Here is a 15,977-nt window from a genome sequence, read left to right on the forward strand (position 1 = left end):
AATCCTTTCGTTACAGCAATGGCCGCTCGGCGGCGCGGGCAGGCCAGACGGCAACCGGTTTCGATTGTCCTTTCATCGAGACGGTCAGTCGGGTGAAGCTGTTGACCGAGGTGTAGAGGCTGAAGAAGCGGTCGAGCACCGCGCCGAACAGGAAGGCAGATGGCCGGTCAATCGCCGCCGGGTCGAATTCGAGCGCGATCTCGGTGCCGGGAACCATGCCGCCGCTGCCGAGCCGGGCGGTCGAAGTGCCGGCCTTGATGCGGATCAGCGCATCGACGAGCTGCTTTGTTTCCGGGCTGTCGCGGAAGGCATAGAGAGACAGGATGTCCTTCAGCGCTGCGCCTTCGTTGTCGAAAAGCGAAAGGTGGTTGAGTAGCAGATGCGACACGAGGCGCCAGTTGCGGCCTTCCAGATCGTTCATCCGCACAGAGGCTGTCGGCGGGATGAGCGCCTCCACGTCTGCGACCGCCTCATGGCCGGAGGCGAGATGCAGGTAAGGGTGGCCGCCGCCGAAAGGCAGCTGTTCCGGCAGGTCGCGGTTGAGGCAGAGCGTGTCGACGCTCGCCACCACATCCATCGGCCCGGCGAAACGGCGATTRCGGTCGACAAAAGCGATTTCCATGTCGCTCGTGCCATCGTCTTCGTCGAAGCGACGATAGGCCTGCCAATAGGAGCTGCTGTTGCCAGCCCGCTGGGAGCGGCCGAAGAACGGCTGGCAGAATTCCTCCTGTCCGCGGGAGCCGGTCAGCAGCACCCGGTCGACCGAATAGATCTCGCGGGTCTTCTGGCGGCGCGCATCCGGCAGCAGGCGGTATTCCGTGCGGGTGCCGTCGACGGAGATCGGTTCGCAGACCTGGCGGAAGAGGTTGACGACCGGCGTGGCGTTGAGCGCGAAATCTCGGGCCGAAACCACGCGTTCCAGCTTCGCGTCCGTCTCATCGAGATAGATGAAGACTTCCAGCGTTTCACCTGTCCAGACATTAAGCCCGTCGAGATCCAGAAAGAGGAATTTCTGCGGCAGGGCAAAGAATTCCGTCAGCAACCGATAGCCAACGAAGCTCGGCGCCGGATAGGGAAGCATGGCCTGTTCCGGCTCGAAGCCAACAGGCTTGAGGTTGTTCGCCGGCAGGAAGACAGGTTCGCGGTCATCGGCGTGTCGCGCAAGCGCAATGCCAAGCGTGTGGTTGGCGAGCAACTCATGGATGGCCACGGCCTGCCGCCAAGGCGACGGGATATGCAGGCGTAGTCGGCTGATGCCGATATCTCCGAAGGGCTTGCGCGGGTCGAGAGGGCGAATGGAGAGACGCAGGCATCCGGCGATGCCGGTATAAGGAGAGACTGGTGCGTCGATCGGCTGGCCCGACAATATCGCGCCGGTGATCTCGACCGGCACCATCTCCACATCCTGGGTGGTACGGAAGCGGCAGGCTTCGCCGCCGATAGGCTCAGCCAGAATTTCCGTGTGGCGCGGCACGGTCTGCACCGAGGCGAGCGTATCGTCGGCCTTGAAGCGCACGATGCTCATCGAAGGCAAAGGCGCCAGGTAGTGCGGATAAAGAGTTTCAATCAGTCCGTCCGTGAGCTCGGGGAATTCGTCGTCGAGCTTCTGGCGCACGCGGGCGGCAGAATAGGCGAAACTCTGGATCAGACGCTCCACATGGGGATCGTCCGCAACATCGCCTGTCATGCGAAGGCGGCCGGCAATCTTCGGAAAGGCGTCCGCGAACCGTGCCGCCCGGCGGCGCAGCGCCAGCAGTTCGTCATTGTAGCGGTTGAGGAAACCTTCAGCCATGCGCCGCCTCCACCAGGAACCGTTGCGTGGACGGATCGATGGTCGATTCGAAGTTGATCGGCGGCATGCCTTCGTGCAGGCGAAAAGTCGCCTGGATGCGCATGCGAAGCGCCCGCTCGGTCATCGTCCGGCTTTTCAGGATCGTCACGCGAACATCGGAAAGCCGCGTCTCGAAAAGCGCGATGCGCCGCTCGATCATCCGGGCGAGCTTGAGCTTTGCTTCATCGGTCACGAGATTGGCGGACACCATGCCGTCGACGCCGTAGCTGACCAACGCATCCTTGAGTTCGGCCAGCACGGCCGGCGGCGCCGTCGGGCAGCGGCGGGTATTGAGCAGAGCTTCCATATCTCGACGGATCGATTCCCGCATGTCGCGAACCTGATCGACCAGGTTTGCCGGTGGATCGAACGTCCGATCCGGGATCTCGTCGATCAGTCGGTCGAGGATGGAGCGGGTCAGGACGCGATCGCGCGGCCGGTAACGTTCGAGCGGATCAGCCATGGGCAACCTGCTTCCGCTCGGCCGTTGCGACGATCGCTTCGAGGCTTTCGGTGTCGTGCAAGCAGACGAGTTCGTCACCGGCGAGAAAGCAGCGCTGGCCGCGGCCGGTGATGATGCCCGTCTGTTCGTCGATCCAATCCGTCCCGCGGCCAAGTCTCAGCGTCGCATCCCCTGCGGTGCCATGATAGATCGCCGGCAGCAGCACGGACGCGACGGCGCCGTCGATCAATGAAAGCTCCGCCCGTCGAAAGGCGAGGTCGCGCGGCCTTGCGATCGGCGCGATGGTGACGGCGACGATCTTGGCGTAGTCGATCCAGAGATAGGCGCCGCTGGTCATGATCACTTCCAGGGCATGCGGCGTCCGATCGTCGAGATCGCGGAAGTCGGAAACCTTTCTGCCGTTCCATACCATCGGACGTTCGCCGCGCTTGTCTTCCAGCGAGGCGAGCGCCGCCTTCGCGTCGCTTGTATCCTGCATCCGGTGGGCGATGCCGAGGCGGACGGCAAGCTTGTCGAGATCACTCGGCCCTAGCGGAAATTCCGGCACGGCGCCGCTTTGGAACCAGGCGTCGCGGGCCGCCATACCGCGCAGTTCGTGACGCAGAAGGGCAAAGCCCATGGTTGCCTCGGGTGCAAAAGTGACGGCGAGGCCGCATTGGTTGTCGGCACGCTGATAGTCTCCGGCCAGCACCAGCAGGTCTATATAGAGATGCCGCGCCTCCTGGTCGGAGGGCTTGGATTTCAGATGCGCCTTCGCCATGTCGAGCGCGTCCTCCAGCGCGTTTTCGCTGAGCGAACGGGCGATGCTTTCGGAAAGCGTCATGCGGACATCCTTTCGGGAATGGCGACGGGGCGGTTGGCGGTCTGGCCGGGATTCGGGATTTCGGCGATGAGGTGGAAGCTCGTTGAAACGTCGTCGAGCTGGAAATGCGGCTGCAGCCGGACGGTGCAGGAGAAGGTGCCCGGCTTGCCGGGGACTTCCACGACCTTGATGCCGGCAGAACGCAATGGGAAACGGGTCCGCAGCGAAAGATCGGCGTCGTCGTTGCCGAGCGTATAACCGGTCAGCCATTCCTCGAGTTTCCGCTGAATCGAATTTGCGTCGGAGAGCTGACCAATCTCGTCGCGCATGATGACCTTGAGATAATGCGAGAAGCGCGAGGCGCAGAGCACGTATTGCAGCATCGCGGCAAGCCGGGCGTTCTGCCGGGCATGCTCGCTGGAATAATGCGGTGGCGCGTGCAGCGACTGGTTGGAATTGAAGATCGCCGAGGCGGAGAGATAGGTCGTCGCGATCGGGATCAGGCCGAGGTCGCAGAACTGCTGCTCCTGGCCGCTCGTCAGGCGAATCTCCACCGCGGCCTGGGCCGAAAGTCCGTTGCTTTCGGTGCCGAAATCATAAGGGCGGAGTTCCGTTGCGCTCAACATGCCGCCGTCGATCACATCCTGGGTGACGCCACGGATATCGGCAAACCAACCGGACTCGATGAAGTTGCGGATGACGATGGTGGCGAATGCGAATGCGCCATTGCCCCAGAGCAAGGAACTGCCGTCTGTGGCGATTTCCTCGCGGAACGGGAAGCCGTCCTCGCGTCGGCGGTCATAAGGTTCGAGCGGCGAGCGCATCAAGATCCGCGGCGCGACAAGACCGAGGAAACGCGAGTCCTCGCGACCGCGAAGCCCGTTCCAGCGGATGCGGGTCGGATCGCCCGCCAGCCAGGTGAAATCCTGGACGCGCCCCAGTTCGCGAAAATCCTCTAGACCGATCGCTTGCGGAGAGGCGCCGGCGACGAAAGGGCAGAAGGCCGCAGCGGCCACCATACCAAGCTGTGTCAGGACACCGACCGGATCGCCGCCCTCCGGCTCCTTCGGCGAAAACTGATAGTCGCCGATCAGAAGCCCGTAAGGCTCACCGCCCGGCGTGCCGAATTCACGGCTGTAGATCAATTCGAAAAGATTGCTCTGATCGAAATCGGGAGCCCGTTCCATGCTTCGGGCAAGCTCGTGCCAGCCGAGGCTCAGCAGCTTGATCTTTACTTCGCCGCTGCGGCCGGTAGCGCGCACCAGCATGGCAAGGCCACGCCACCGTGCCTCCATCGCCTGAAAATCGGGATGGTGCAGGATCGCATTCACCTGGCGGTTCAGCGCCTCGTCGATCAGTGCGATCAACTCGTCCGCCCGACGCCTCCACTCTGTGCAAGAACCCATCGTCATCCCGGTTTCAAGTCCAGTCGCTTCTATAAAACGCGGTCACGGTTTTCCCGTGCGAACCGCGCCAAAACAAAGAAAGGGAGAGATCACGCGCGGCGAGGGGGGCGCCGCGCGTGCCGTCGCATCAGGATTTGGAGGGAATTCGGGCGACCATCCTCAGAGAGGTCGTCAGTTCCTCCATCTGCAGCCAGGGGCGCATCCAGGCCACCGCATTGTAGGCACCTGGCTTGCCGGGAATTTCCTGCACCGTGACCTTGGCGTCGCGCAGCGGATATTTGGCGCGCGATTCCTCGCCGGCCTCGTCATTGGCATTGACGTAATTGGAGATCCAGCGGTTGAGCCAGGCCTCGCAGTCTTCCGCTTCCATGAAGGAGCCGATCTTGTCGCGGCCCATGACCTTCAGGTAATGGGCGAAACGCGATGTCGCCATCATGTAGGGAAGGCGCGCCGAGACGGCCGCATTGGCGTTGGCTTCCGGGCGATCGTAAAGTTTTGGCTTGTGGGCCGTCTGTGCGCCGAAGAATACGGCATAGTCGGTGTTCTTGTAGTGGCAGAGCGGCAGGAATCCGAGCTTGCCGAGTTCGGCGTCGCGGCGGTCGGTGATGCCGACTTCCGTCGGGCATTTCAGGTCTAGATCGCCGTCGTCGCTGGAGAAGATATGCATCGGCAGGCCTTCGACCTTGCCGCCGTTTTCCGCACCGCGGATCGCCGTGCACCAGCCGCTTTTTGCGAAGGCTTCCGTCAGGCGCGTGCCCATGACATAGGACGCGTTCATCCAGCAATAGCTATCGTGCGGGAGTTCGCCGGTCTGCGAGCCGCCTGTTTCGTCGTAGTTGAATTCATCGATCGGGCTGGTGTTCGGGCCGTAGGGCATGCGTGCCAGAACCCGGGGCAGGGCCAATGTTACGAAGCGAGAGTCGTCGCTTTCCCGCAGGCCGCGCCATTTGGCGTATTCCACCGTCTCGAAGATTTTTTCCAGATCACGTGGCTTGGCGAGTTCGCGGAAATCCTCGAAGCCGAACATCCGCGGGCTGGCCGCCGAGATGAACGGCGCAAAAGCGGCGGCGGCGATCATCGATACGCCCTGCAGCAGCTGAACGTCGTCGAAGGAATTGTCGAATTCGTAATCGCCGATGATCGCGCCCATCGGCTCGCCGCCCGGCGTGCCGAACTCATCTTCGTAGACCGACTTGAAGAGGCGTGACTGGTCGAATTCCACCGCCTTGGACAGATCCTTGGCAATATCGCGCTTTGAGGCGTTCAGCACGCGGATCTTCAGATTGACGCTCGTCTCGGTGTTCTTGACCAGGTAGTTGAGACCGCGCCAAGCGCCTTCGAGCTTCACGAATTCCGGCGACTGCATGATTTTCGCAAGCTGCGTCGAGATTGTCTTGTCAATCTCCGCGATTGCGTTGTTCAGGGTGATCGTCAGGTTGCGGTCGTAGGTTACCGTGCCTTTCAAGGCTTGGTCGGTAAGTGTGCGCAGGAGGTCCTGGGCGCGGTTCGGTTCAGTCTGGCGGGTTGCCGCGACCACTTTCGAGAGGAGGTTCTGATCCGGAACGAAATCGACCTCTTCCTTTGTCTGCAATTGCGTGTCGGCACTCATGTTTCAAATCCTTTTCAGGAGAGCAGCGGTCTGGCGAGGCTTGTGGCCTTCCCGAAAAACGGCTGCTCCGATCAACAGATGGGCAGGAACTTCACGGCGCGTTTGGAGCGCGCCGAACATGCTCAGTTGACGGCGTCCTTCCTCTCTGCGGCCTTACCGCCGCCGAGCTGGGCCATGAGTTGCGAGAGGTCGGCCTTGTTCTGCAGGATGTCCTCGAGCAGTCGCTCGAGCTCCTCAGAACGATCCGCCTTGCTCATCAGGTCGCGGAGTTCGTTGCGGGCACTGAGCAGCGCCTTCAGGGCCGGCACCTGATCGACGATCGCGCCCGGTTCAAAATCGTCCATGCTTTCGAATTTCAACGAAACCGGAAGCTGGGTTCCGTCGTTCTGCAAGGTGTTTTCGACGGAAATGGTAAGGCCCGGGGTCATGCGGCGCATCACATCGTCGAAATTGTCCCGGTCGATTTGAACGAACTTGCGTTCGCCGAAGGGTTTCAGGGGCTGGGTCGGATTGCCCGAGAAATCGCCGAGCACGCCGACGACGAACGGCAGCTCCTTCACCACCATCGCGCCTTCCGTTTCCACCTCGTATTTGATGTGGACCCGCGGTTTGCGGACCCTTTCCAGTTTCTCATGCACACTTGCCATCGGGATTCTCCTTGGTGCCATCGGCTGATTACGAAATCGGGCTGTTGCAGATCGCGGTCGGGCGAAAGCCCGCCTGCGTGGCCGCTTGCTGTTAACTTCCCCTCTCCCCTAAGGGCTGAATGCCGGCTGCTGTCAGCACTGCATTGCGCGCGTGCTGCTCGGGCAGGAGTTCGGCGAGAAGCTCGGAAAAATCCATGCGGCCGCGACGCACCAGCGTCTCGATCGACATGGAGATGGGAGAGTGGGGCTCGGTGCGGCGGAAATAACGCGCCACCGCGGCAAGCAATTCGAAGGCTTCCTCGCGGGAGTGGATCGTGTCGCCGGTTATCATCCGAAGCCGGGGAGCGTCGGTTTCGTCTTCATTTGTCCGGGCATTGGTGTTGGCGGGATAGAGATCCGACCTTGGAAGCGCCGGCAGTTCGGCGGCCGGAGTAGCGGCCTCGATGCCGGCAAGAACGCGAATGGCCGAGGCGGCTTCGTGCAAAACACTGCGTGTATTCGTGCTCGGCGGCGCCTGATCTCCGCATTTGGCATCAAGTATTGCGACCAAACGGTCAAAGGCGGTAATGCATTCCGTGAGTACCGTCAGGTGGCCTGACATCCGTGCGACACCCGCCTCGGTAGCGGCCTGCTGCAATTCTTCGCGTCTGCCGCTTTCGCCCGGACGCTGCGAAAGCTGGAAATCCCACAGCGAATACCGAGCGAATTTCCCGCCGGGAATCAACGAAGTCAATCGGATCGCCTGGATGATGGTGCCTTCGCCGCCAATCCCGTTCAAACCCGCAAGCGGCGCGAACCGCTCCTCGAAATCGTCATCGCCAATCGAATGCAGCAGGTCGAAATAGTTGTCTAAAAGCGACACGGTTGCTTCGTAGACATCCCTCAGCCCTTCGAAGCCCCTCAGCCGCAGCTGGGCCTCCGCAAGCCAAGCCAATACTTCTATGTCCTTGCTCTGTGAAGAAAGAATATGCAATCCGAGATTGCTGACTTCCTGCCAGGCAGGTGAAAGTCCAATAGCTTCACCTGGGTTTACACCACGTTCAGCTGTCCTCGCGGCTGTCCTCGCGTCCTTAATTCTATAGTATATTTCGCGCGCAGAAGTATTGTGCCGCACGTTTTCTCCGCACGGGCCGTTTTTTTCAAGTGGATTGGCGATATGACGGAAATTCACGCTGCGATTAGCTCCAAATTTCAGAGAATAATTCTGCGGAACGGTATCTTGCGAAGCTTATACTGACTTGTCAACACTGGCTGTAAGGTGACAAATTTATGACGTCTGTCGAAACTGCTATTTTTTGACATAGCGCAATTTTTGATCTGGACAAGGTCTGGTAACCGCCCTAGTTGTTGCCTCGCATCTCGAAAGAACACTGCACTTCGACGAAAAGACAGGAACTGCCGGATGTCGGACATCGATCTCAACCGTCTGATCAGAACGCTTGAGCCAAATCTGCGTGTCGGTCTTGAGACAGCCGCTTCGCTTGCTGCACGCCATCAGCAGCCGGTCGTCGAGGTCGCTCACTGGCTGCGTTCGGTTGCCGATATCCCTGAATTTTCGGCGGTTTTCGAGGATCTCAACATTCCTTCGGAAACGCTTCGCTCCGAGCTTGATGCGGCGATCGCCGATATCCGGCGGGAGGACGGCGCGCCCCTCGTACTTTCCCAGAATTTGCTGTTGCTCGCTCGCGAAGCCTGGCTCATCGCGTCGCTGCAGTTCGGGCGCAGCACGGTGATCTTGGCTGATTTGCTTGCGGCACTAACAGCCGATCAGGCCCTGCGCGTTGTTATCCGTGGCATCGCGCCATCCGTGCGTGGTCTCGACCGGACGCGTCTTGAAAACAAGCTGGAAGAGGCGAAAGCCGATCAGGCAGATAACCCATTGCAGCCGGCCGTTTCGAAGCCGGCTTTTTCGATTCAGGAGAACGAATTCCTGCGGCTCTACACCCGCGACATGACGGCCGATGCCCGCTCCGGCCGCATCGATCCGGTGATCGGCCGCGATCGCGAACTGCGCCAGTTGATCGACATCCTCATGCGGCGGCGGCAGAACAATCCGCTTTTGGTCGGCGAGGCCGGCGTCGGCAAGACGGCGGTCGCAGAGGCGCTGGCCCTGGAGATTGCCGCGGGAAGCGTGCCCGAGCGTCTGCGGCAGGTGAGGCTGCTGCTTCTCGATCTCAGCCTGCTGCAGGCCGGTGCCGGCGTCAAAGGCGAATTTGAACGACGCCTTCACGGTGTCGTGGATGGTGTCAAGGCGTCATCCGAGCCGGTCATCCTGTTCATCGACGAGGCGCATGGCCTGATCGGCGCCGGCGGGCAGGCGGGGCAGGGTGACGCGGCAAATATCCTGAAGCCCGCCTTGGCGCGCGGTGAACTGCGCACCATCGCCGCGACCACATGGAGCGAATACAAGCGCTACATCGAGAAGGACGCGGCGCTCACCCGGCGTTTCCAGGTGGTGCATGTGCAGGAACCGGACGAAGAAACCGCTATCCGCATGCTGCGCGGCGTCGCCGATAGCCTGAAGGCGCACCATCAGGTGCGGATTCGCGATGAGGCGATCGTCGCCGCAGTCCGGCTTTCCGCCCGGTACCTGCCGGCAAAACAGCTTCCCGACAAGGCGATCAGCCTGATCGACACCGCAGCAGCGGCCGTCGCGCTGGCGCGGCAAACGACGCCTGAGGCCCTGAAACTACTTTCGAACGAGCGAGATCTTCTGGAGACCGAGGCGAGATGGCTGGCCAGTGAGCCGGAGACACCGGTTTCCGCTGTGCGGCTTGCCGAGATCGCCCGCGAGCAGGACGCCATAGCCGCCGAAATCGACGTTGTGCGGACAAAATTCGATGAGGAAATGCGGCTGGCACGCGAAGCGGACCGCCTCGAGGACAGCTTTTCGCATGACGGTGCGGTGGCGCCGCTGGCACCGGCCGACGGGGCGAACGTGAGTGCCAATGTAGCGCCGTTTCCGCCGCAGGCGATGACGCCGGAGAGCGCACGGGCCGCCTTTGCTATCACCGAGCGCAGCCTTTTGACGGTTGCCGGTGAAACCGCGCTGGTGCCGCGCGTCGTCGACAAGGAAGTCGTCGCGGCGATCGTTGCCCGCTGGACCGGTATTCCGGTCGGCAAGCTGCTGTCCGACCAGGTCGAGACGGTCAAGACGCTCGATACGCGGCTGAAGGAACGCGTGCTCGGCCAGGACGCCGCACTCGAAAGGATCGCATCCGCGATGCGGGCCGCCCGCGCCGGTCTGTCCGATCCGCGGCGACCGCCGGCCGTCTTCCTGCTCGTCGGCATGTCCGGCACCGGCAAAACGGAGACGGCGTCGTCGCTGGCCGACATGCTCTATGGCGGCAGCCGATATCTGACGACCATCAACATGTCGGAATTCAAAGAAGAGCACAAAATTTCGATGCTGCTCGGCTCGCCGCCCGGCTATGTGGGCTATGGTGAAGGCGGCGTCCTGACAGAAGCCGTGCGGCGCCGGCCGTATGGGGTGCTGCTGCTCGACGAGATCGACAAGGCGCATCCGGGCGTTCAGGAAATCTTCTACCAGGTGTTCGACAAGGGAACGCTACGCGACGGCGAGGGCCGCGACATCGATTTCAAGAACACGACGATCTTCATGACGGCCAATACGGGTTCGGAACTGCTCGCGGCGCTCGCCGCCGATCCGGACACGATGCCGGAGGGAGAGGCCCTCGAAGCGCTTCTGCTCCCCGAGTTGCAGAAACATTTCAAGCCCGCCTTCCTCGGCCGCACCATGGTGCTGCCGTTCATGCCACTCGGCCGCGAAACATTGTCCGGCATCGTTGACATCCAGATCGGACGCATTCGCGAACGCGTCGGCGCGGCCTACGGCACGGCGCTCGACCTGTCAGCCGACGCGCGGGAAGCGCTGATTTCCAGGGCGAAAACCAGCGAGATGGGCGCCCGCGCCATCGAGATCATGATCGCCCGCGATCTTATGCCGGTGCTTTCGACGTTCTTTCTCGACGCAGTCGCGGAAGGCCGGAAGATTGCGGGCATCACCATCAATTTCGACGGTCAGCGCTTCGGCATCGATACCGAGAGCGCGGACGTCCAACACAAATTCGCCGAACCGGATCATAGCCGGCAGGCGGATGAAGAACCCTCGGGCCGCAAGCGCACCCGGGGAGGAGCAAGACGAAAGGCAACTGCGCCTTAGACGCAACTAGGCATTTAATCCGATAATAGGAGAGCTGATAGCATGCCGATTTATCTGCAGATCGACGGTATTCAGGGTGACGCAACCCATGAACAGCACCGCAAGTGGATGGATATCGAAGCCATCCATTGGAACGTTGCCCGCAACATGAACACGTCTGCCGGTTCCGCGGCAAACCGTGAAGCTTCCGAGCCGACTGTCTCGGAAGTCATCCTCACCAAGGTCAGCGACTCCTCGTCGACCAAACTTTTCCAGGAAGCCTGCTCGGGCCGCACCGGCAAGCGCACTGTGATCCACCTGGTGACCACGGGTAACCCGGGCGACACGTATATCGAATACTCGCTGACCAATACGCTGATCGCCAGCTACTCGATCGATTCCAACGGCGACCGCCCGATCGAGACGATCAAGCTGAACTTCACCAAGATGGAAGTGAAGTACACGCCTTACGACGAAAATCATTCGCCGCAGTCGCCGATGATCGCGTCCTACGATCTTTCCACCGCCAAGGCCGCCTAAGGCCGCTCAACATTGGCGACGCCGGCCCTTTTCGGCCGGCGTCGCATCCATGCGCTACCCCACCCGTCTCCGCTTGAGCGGGTGACGGACGTTTTCGCAGACAGTTGAGACATATTTTTCGGCTTTGGACGATGGGAGATGATCGTGGCATCCGCAAATCAACGCTTGGGCGATATTCTTGTAAAGCTTCCCAAATATAAGTCCCAATGGGAGCTGAATGTCGCCAGCCCCTATGTGCGCGCATATGACGCCGCAGTATTGAGGTACAACAACGAAATGAAGGCCCAGGGCGAGCGCGATCGCGCGACCGCCGAGATGTTTGTGCTGGCTGCCTCGATCCTGACCGGCAGCGTCATGATGGCGGCCTTCGCTACAACCTCGGTACGCGTGCTGGCGGGCCGCGCGATTGTCAGGGTGATCTGCAATAATAATCTCAACCGCACGTTCAATCTGATGGCAGCCGCGAACAACAACAAGGCGTTCATGTTCGCGCTGGGCGGTGTTCTGGACGAGGCCAAGAAGGTCGCCAACAAGCAGGTGACGAAACTGGTGGAAGGCCTGACGAGCTCCGGGACACAGGTCTCCGCGCCGACGTCCGTCAACTATGAATCACGGCTGATGGACTTCATCCGTGTCAGCCATATCTGCACGCATAGCTTCATCGAAGGGGTCAAGGAAGACAATTCCATCAGCGAGACCCACAAGGCGCAAGTTGCCGATATGGCCGCAAGGATCCCGTTCTGCAACCCGCCGTCCGGCAGCAGCATCGATGAACCGAAGCTCGCCGATAAGATGGAACTGCTCTTCTACATGAGCTCAGTACTGGATTCCGACAGGCTCGTCGCCTATGCGCCGGCAACCGGCGGAAGCTTCGGCGGTATGGGCCGGGACGTCGAATACAGCAGAAAATCCATCTCGCAGATGCCGTCCGACACGGGCCATTATCCGAAGGCTGCTTCCCCCAAGTTCGTCGGCCGGCCGTTCGTGCCCTATGATCCGGGCCAACGTATCGAATACGAGAATATCGGCTCCGGTATTCGGGATCGCATCAACAAACTCAGCATCAGCACCGGGAACGGGCCATTCTATCCGAACCAGAGTTTTGTGGAGAGGAAGCTGTTCGACCCAACCGGCCACGCACAGATGGTGAAGGCCGAGCAGATCATCAACAAGCTCTACAACGATGCGCGCCCCAGGCAGCTGACAGACGTGCGGATGATCTGAGGTGCGGTGGATGAAGTTGATCGGTTTTTCTTCGCCATCGGCTCGGGCAGGCACCATTCTGCGACGGTCGCGGAATGTTGGCCTGGCCTTTGCCATGGCGGTATGGGCTCCCGCCCTCGCATCTGCTTCCAGCGAAATCGACGAGGCTCTTCTTCAGATAGAGCGGGTCGGGCCACGCCTTTCGGCGATGCCGTCGGAGGTTGAAAACGTGGTGAAGGCCGCGACTGATCGGGGGAATGACGAGGCTTCGAAGGCCGGGTCGATCCTTGAACCGGTGGTCCGCGCCTCGTTCGATCCCAAAGGCATGGTCGCCGAGATATCGGACAGCCTTGCCGAGGTCGAAGGTGGTAAAATCGACCCGGCGACCTTGGCGAAGGCCGCCGCCGCTTTCGAGGACGGGCGTAAAAAAATTGCCGAGATGTATCGAAGCCAGGATCAGGCGACTGCAAAACAAATCGAGGGCCGCATCGCCGGCGCCGATGACGGCCCCCGCATCAAGCAACTGGCCGACCTGATGGCGTCGCCGGAACTGGCTGCCGAAACTGCTCTTACCGCTCAGGTCATGTACGTTTCGCTGGAGGCATTTTCCGACCCGAACTCGGCTGAACTGGCATCCGCATCGCCGGAGAAACTGAAGTCCGAGCTTGGAGGCGTCATCGCATCCCTGCGCGACAGGACCGAGAACGAAAAGCCGGTGCCCAGGGATATTGCCCGCATGCAAGAAAAGGCGCGGCTGACCTTTATCCTTGCCGCTCTGCCAAAGGACGATCTTTCGGTTCTTTCGGATTTTTATCAAAGCGCAGAAGGCAAGGCCAAGCGGCAAGCGCTTGTCGAAACTTACAAGCAGGTTTCCGATCAGGCCAATACCAGGATGCTTGAAGAATATTTCTCGGCATTGGCGGATTATCTCAAAACTCATCCCCGACCGCAGCAACAGTAGTTGAGCGTTTCAAGACGGGACTTGACGTATGGACGATTTGCAATCCTTCGCCGCCGATTTCATCCAGGCGAGCCGTATTCTGAAGATCGTCTCTCCGCTCGGCGAGGACCAGCTCCTGCCGGAGCGGGTGACGATCGAGGAAGGCGTATCCTCGCTGTTCGAGATCAAGCTGTCGGCGCGCGCCAAGAAGCCGACGGTCAAGCCGGAAGAGCTTATCGGTCGGTTGGTGGATGTTTCCGTCGAGGTGCAGCAGGGCGAAGGGGAGGGCGGCGTGCGCCGTCCGTTCAACGGCCTGGTGACCGAACTCAACGAAGGGCCGCCCATCACCCGCGGCCTCAGATCCTACTCGATGGTGCTGCGGCCGCAGATGTGGCTTCTGTCGCGACGTTCGGATTGCCGTATCTGGATGGACAAGACAGCGATCGACATCGTCGAGACGCTGTTTTCCGAGCACGGCATTCCGGCGCCCGACACGTCCGGCATCGTGACGCCACCGCCGCCGCAACATTATTCGGTGCAGTGGAACGAGACCGACCTTGCCTATCTCACCCGCCGTTTCGAAGAGGACGGGCTGTTCTACTGGTTCAGCCACGAGGACGGGAAGCACAAGCTGCATGTGGGGGACAATGCCAGTTCCTGGCTTGGTCCATCCCCTTCGGCGCAGGGCGAAGGGCGGGTGCGCCTGGCGCAGGGTTCTTCCGACCGCAACCACATCAACGACTGGAGCCGGCGGTATTCCTACGTGCCCGGCCAGCGCGCCGGTGCTGACTGGAATTTCGAGACGCCGCGCATCGTGCCGGGAACGATGACCCCATCGCTTGTCCAGATGCCCGAGGCGGTGAAGCGCGAGCTCTACGAATATCCGGCCCGTATCTCATCCGTTGCGGAAGCCGAGCGCGCCGAAAAGTTGCGCATGCAGGCGAGCGAAGCCGATCACGACCGCGTCTCGAGTTCTTCGACCTCCCGTATCCTCGAAGTCGGGCGTCGGTTCACACCTTACGAGGTGGCCCATCCCGACCATGTCTATGAGGAGCATGTGGTCACCAAGATGACCCAGAAGGTCGTCGACCGCTCCTACGAGACCAATACGAACGAGCCGGAATACACGAACGAATTCGAGGCCACGCCCTCCCGCGTACCGATGACACCGCATCGCGAGACGAAACGGCCCAGGATCGAGGGCGCCCAGGTGGCGATCGTCGCAGGGCCAGCCGGCGAGGAAATTCACCCGGACCAGTACGGCCGCATCAAGCTCTGGTTCCCGTGGGACCGCAAAGCGAAGAAGGACGGCTCCGACACCTGCTGGGTCCGCGTGGCGCAAAACTGGGCCGGCTCGACCTGGGGTGGACAGGTTATTCCGCGCATCGGCATGGAGGTCATGGTCGCCTTCATCGACGGCGATCCGGACCGGCCGCTGGTCACGGGCGTCGTCCCGAACCCGTCGAACGGGGTGCCGTACGACCTGCCGGCCAACAAGACGCGCATGGTGATGCGCTCCAATACCCATAAGGGCAGCGGCTTCAACGAGATGACGTTCGAGGATGATGCCGGCCGGGAGAATATGTTCTTCCACGCCCAGAAGGATCAGACTACCCGTGTCCTCAACGACCGGACCAAGCGCGTCGACCGGCACGAAGTGTCGGCGATTGGCGCCAACCGCACGGTCGAAGTTGGCGGCAACCAGAAACACGAGGTCGGCGGCTCGATGAACACCGTCGTCGGTGGCACCGGGCCGATGGCGATGGCGCTGATGGGGGCCGTGCAGGGGCTTGCGGGCCAGACTGCGACGCTGCTTGGCCAGGCAGGCCAGATCGCCGGCGGCGGCGGACCCGGCCTTGCCGCCTTCGCGGGAACCCTTGCCTCTTCAGCACTCGGCTTCCTGAATGCCGGCGGTCTCGGCAGCCGCCAGGGCGTCGTGTCCGGCCCGAGCCCGCGGGCCGACGCCGGCACCGCGCTGGCCGGCTCCGGCAGCGGTGTCGGCGATGCGGCCTCAAGCCTCTTCCCACTGCCCGGGATCATGAACACGATCGTCGGGTCGTTCAAATCCGACACGGTGGGCGTCGCCCGGGTGGAGCAGATCGGCGTCAGCAAGGTCACGAATGTCGGGCAGACGTCTCTCGAAAAGGTGGGGAAATTCAAGAAGGTTATCGTCGGCGAGGAATTCGTCATCGAATGCGGCGCCTCCAAGTTCATCATGCGCCAGGACGGCACCGTCATCATCCTGGGTACGCATTTCAACTTCACCGCATCCGGCCCGACACAGATCAACGGCGTGGTCGTCGATCTGAACAAACCGGGCGGAGGATTTTCGGAAGCATCGCCTACGTCATCCGACACGACAGCAAAGGGCTGA

General features: G+C 61.3%; 12 protein-coding genes. 5 read left to right on the forward strand and 7 right to left on the reverse strand.

Features of this window, described 5'->3' with window-relative positions; translation table 11 throughout:
• Window positions 1-10: 10 nt before the first annotated feature.
• From tssF to tssA, 7 genes are all read right to left on the reverse strand, one after another.
• On the reverse strand, window positions 11-1,792 hold the full coding sequence (gene tssF / locus AC1D3C_RS04195) for a type VI secretion system baseplate subunit TssF (protein ID WP_477482024.1): 1,782 nt from the start codon (window positions 1,790-1,792) through the stop codon (window positions 11-13).
• Window positions 1,785-2,294: a type VI secretion system baseplate subunit TssE gene (gene tssE, locus AC1D3C_RS04200; protein ID WP_477482025.1), complete on the reverse strand. Its 510-nt coding sequence runs from the start codon at window positions 2,292-2,294 to the stop codon at window positions 1,785-1,787. Before tssE ends, tssF begins: the two co-directional genes overlap by 8 nt.
• The gene (locus tag AC1D3C_RS04205) at window positions 2,287-3,117 is read right to left on the reverse strand and encodes a type VI secretion system accessory protein TagJ (RefSeq protein ID WP_477482026.1); all 831 of its coding nucleotides are present in this window, start codon (window positions 3,115-3,117) and stop codon (window positions 2,287-2,289) included. Before AC1D3C_RS04205 ends, tssE begins: the two co-directional genes overlap by 8 nt.
• On the reverse strand, window positions 3,114-4,502 hold the full coding sequence (gene tssC / locus AC1D3C_RS04210) for a type VI secretion system contractile sheath large subunit (RefSeq protein ID WP_477482027.1): 1,389 nt from the start codon (window positions 4,500-4,502) through the stop codon (window positions 3,114-3,116). Before tssC (AC1D3C_RS04210) ends, AC1D3C_RS04205 begins: the two co-directional genes overlap by 4 nt.
• Window positions 4,503-4,629: 127 nt before the next feature.
• Window positions 4,630-6,111 carry a type VI secretion system contractile sheath large subunit gene (gene tssC / locus AC1D3C_RS04215; RefSeq protein WP_477482028.1) on the reverse strand — a complete coding sequence of 494 codons (1,482 nt, stop codon included), beginning with the start codon at window positions 6,109-6,111 and terminating at the stop codon, window positions 4,630-4,632.
• A 122-nt stretch (window positions 6,112-6,233) separates the two neighbouring features.
• Window positions 6,234-6,758 (reverse strand): type VI secretion system contractile sheath small subunit, encoded by a 525-nt coding sequence (gene tssB / locus AC1D3C_RS04220; protein WP_477482029.1) that lies wholly within the window; start codon window positions 6,756-6,758, stop codon window positions 6,234-6,236.
• A gap of 91 nt (window positions 6,759-6,849) precedes the next feature.
• Entirely contained in the window at window positions 6,850-7,929 is a 1,080-nt protein-coding gene (gene tssA / locus AC1D3C_RS04225; protein WP_477482030.1) for a type VI secretion system protein TssA, read from the reverse strand.
• A 231-nt stretch (window positions 7,930-8,160) separates the two neighbouring features.
• Between tssA and tssH the strand changes: the two genes are divergently transcribed.
• From tssH to tssI, 5 genes are all read left to right on the forward strand, one after another.
• Window positions 8,161-10,941 carry a type VI secretion system ATPase TssH gene (gene tssH, locus AC1D3C_RS04230; RefSeq protein WP_477482031.1) on the forward strand — a complete coding sequence of 927 codons (2,781 nt, stop codon included), beginning with the start codon at window positions 8,161-8,163 and terminating at the stop codon, window positions 10,939-10,941.
• Between the two features lie 42 nt (window positions 10,942-10,983).
• Complete coding sequence (locus tag AC1D3C_RS04235) at window positions 10,984-11,460, forward strand: Hcp family type VI secretion system effector (RefSeq protein WP_041365441.1); 477 nt, start codon at window positions 10,984-10,986, stop codon at window positions 11,458-11,460.
• Window positions 11,461-11,598: 138 nt separating this feature from the next.
• A complete protein-coding gene (locus AC1D3C_RS04240; protein WP_477482032.1) occupies window positions 11,599-12,684 on the forward strand; it encodes a hypothetical protein in 1,086 nt (361 codons plus the stop codon).
• A gap of 94 nt (window positions 12,685-12,778) precedes the next feature.
• Window positions 12,779-13,624 (forward strand): hypothetical protein, encoded by an 846-nt coding sequence (locus AC1D3C_RS04245; protein WP_477482033.1) that lies wholly within the window; start codon window positions 12,779-12,781, stop codon window positions 13,622-13,624.
• A 28-nt stretch (window positions 13,625-13,652) separates the two neighbouring features.
• Window positions 13,653-15,977, forward strand: coding sequence for a type VI secretion system tip protein TssI/VgrG (tssI, locus tag AC1D3C_RS04250; RefSeq protein WP_477482034.1), 2,325 nt, complete (start codon window positions 13,653-13,655; stop codon window positions 15,975-15,977).

This window comes from Neorhizobium sp. P1_A6, assembly GCF_056406795.1.

What these genes read in the sequence shown, in the direction of transcription:
- tssI (WP_477482034.1), top strand. Translation starts at nt 13,653, where the DNA reads ATGGACGATTTGCAATCCTTCGCCGCCGATTTCATCCAGGCGAGCCGT.
- tssB (WP_477482029.1), bottom strand. Translation starts at nt 6,758, where the DNA reads ATGGCAAGTGTGCATGAGAAACTGGAAAGGGTCCGCAAACCGCGGGTC.
- AC1D3C_RS04240 (WP_477482032.1), top strand. Translation starts at nt 11,599, where the DNA reads ATGATCGTGGCATCCGCAAATCAACGCTTGGGCGATATTCTTGTAAAG.
- tssC (WP_477482027.1), bottom strand. Translation starts at nt 4,502, where the DNA reads ATGGGTTCTTGCACAGAGTGGAGGCGTCGGGCGGACGAGTTGATCGCA.
- AC1D3C_RS04235 (WP_041365441.1), top strand. Translation starts at nt 10,984, where the DNA reads ATGCCGATTTATCTGCAGATCGACGGTATTCAGGGTGACGCAACCCAT.
- tssE (WP_477482025.1), bottom strand. Translation starts at nt 2,294, where the DNA reads ATGGCTGATCCGCTCGAACGTTACCGGCCGCGCGATCGCGTCCTGACC.
- tssC (WP_477482028.1), bottom strand. Translation starts at nt 6,111, where the DNA reads ATGAGTGCCGACACGCAATTGCAGACAAAGGAAGAGGTCGATTTCGTT.
- tssH (WP_477482031.1), top strand. Translation starts at nt 8,161, where the DNA reads ATGTCGGACATCGATCTCAACCGTCTGATCAGAACGCTTGAGCCAAAT.
- AC1D3C_RS04245 (WP_477482033.1), top strand. Translation starts at nt 12,779, where the DNA reads ATGGCGGTATGGGCTCCCGCCCTCGCATCTGCTTCCAGCGAAATCGAC.
- AC1D3C_RS04205 (WP_477482026.1), bottom strand. Translation starts at nt 3,117, where the DNA reads ATGACGCTTTCCGAAAGCATCGCCCGTTCGCTCAGCGAAAACGCGCTG.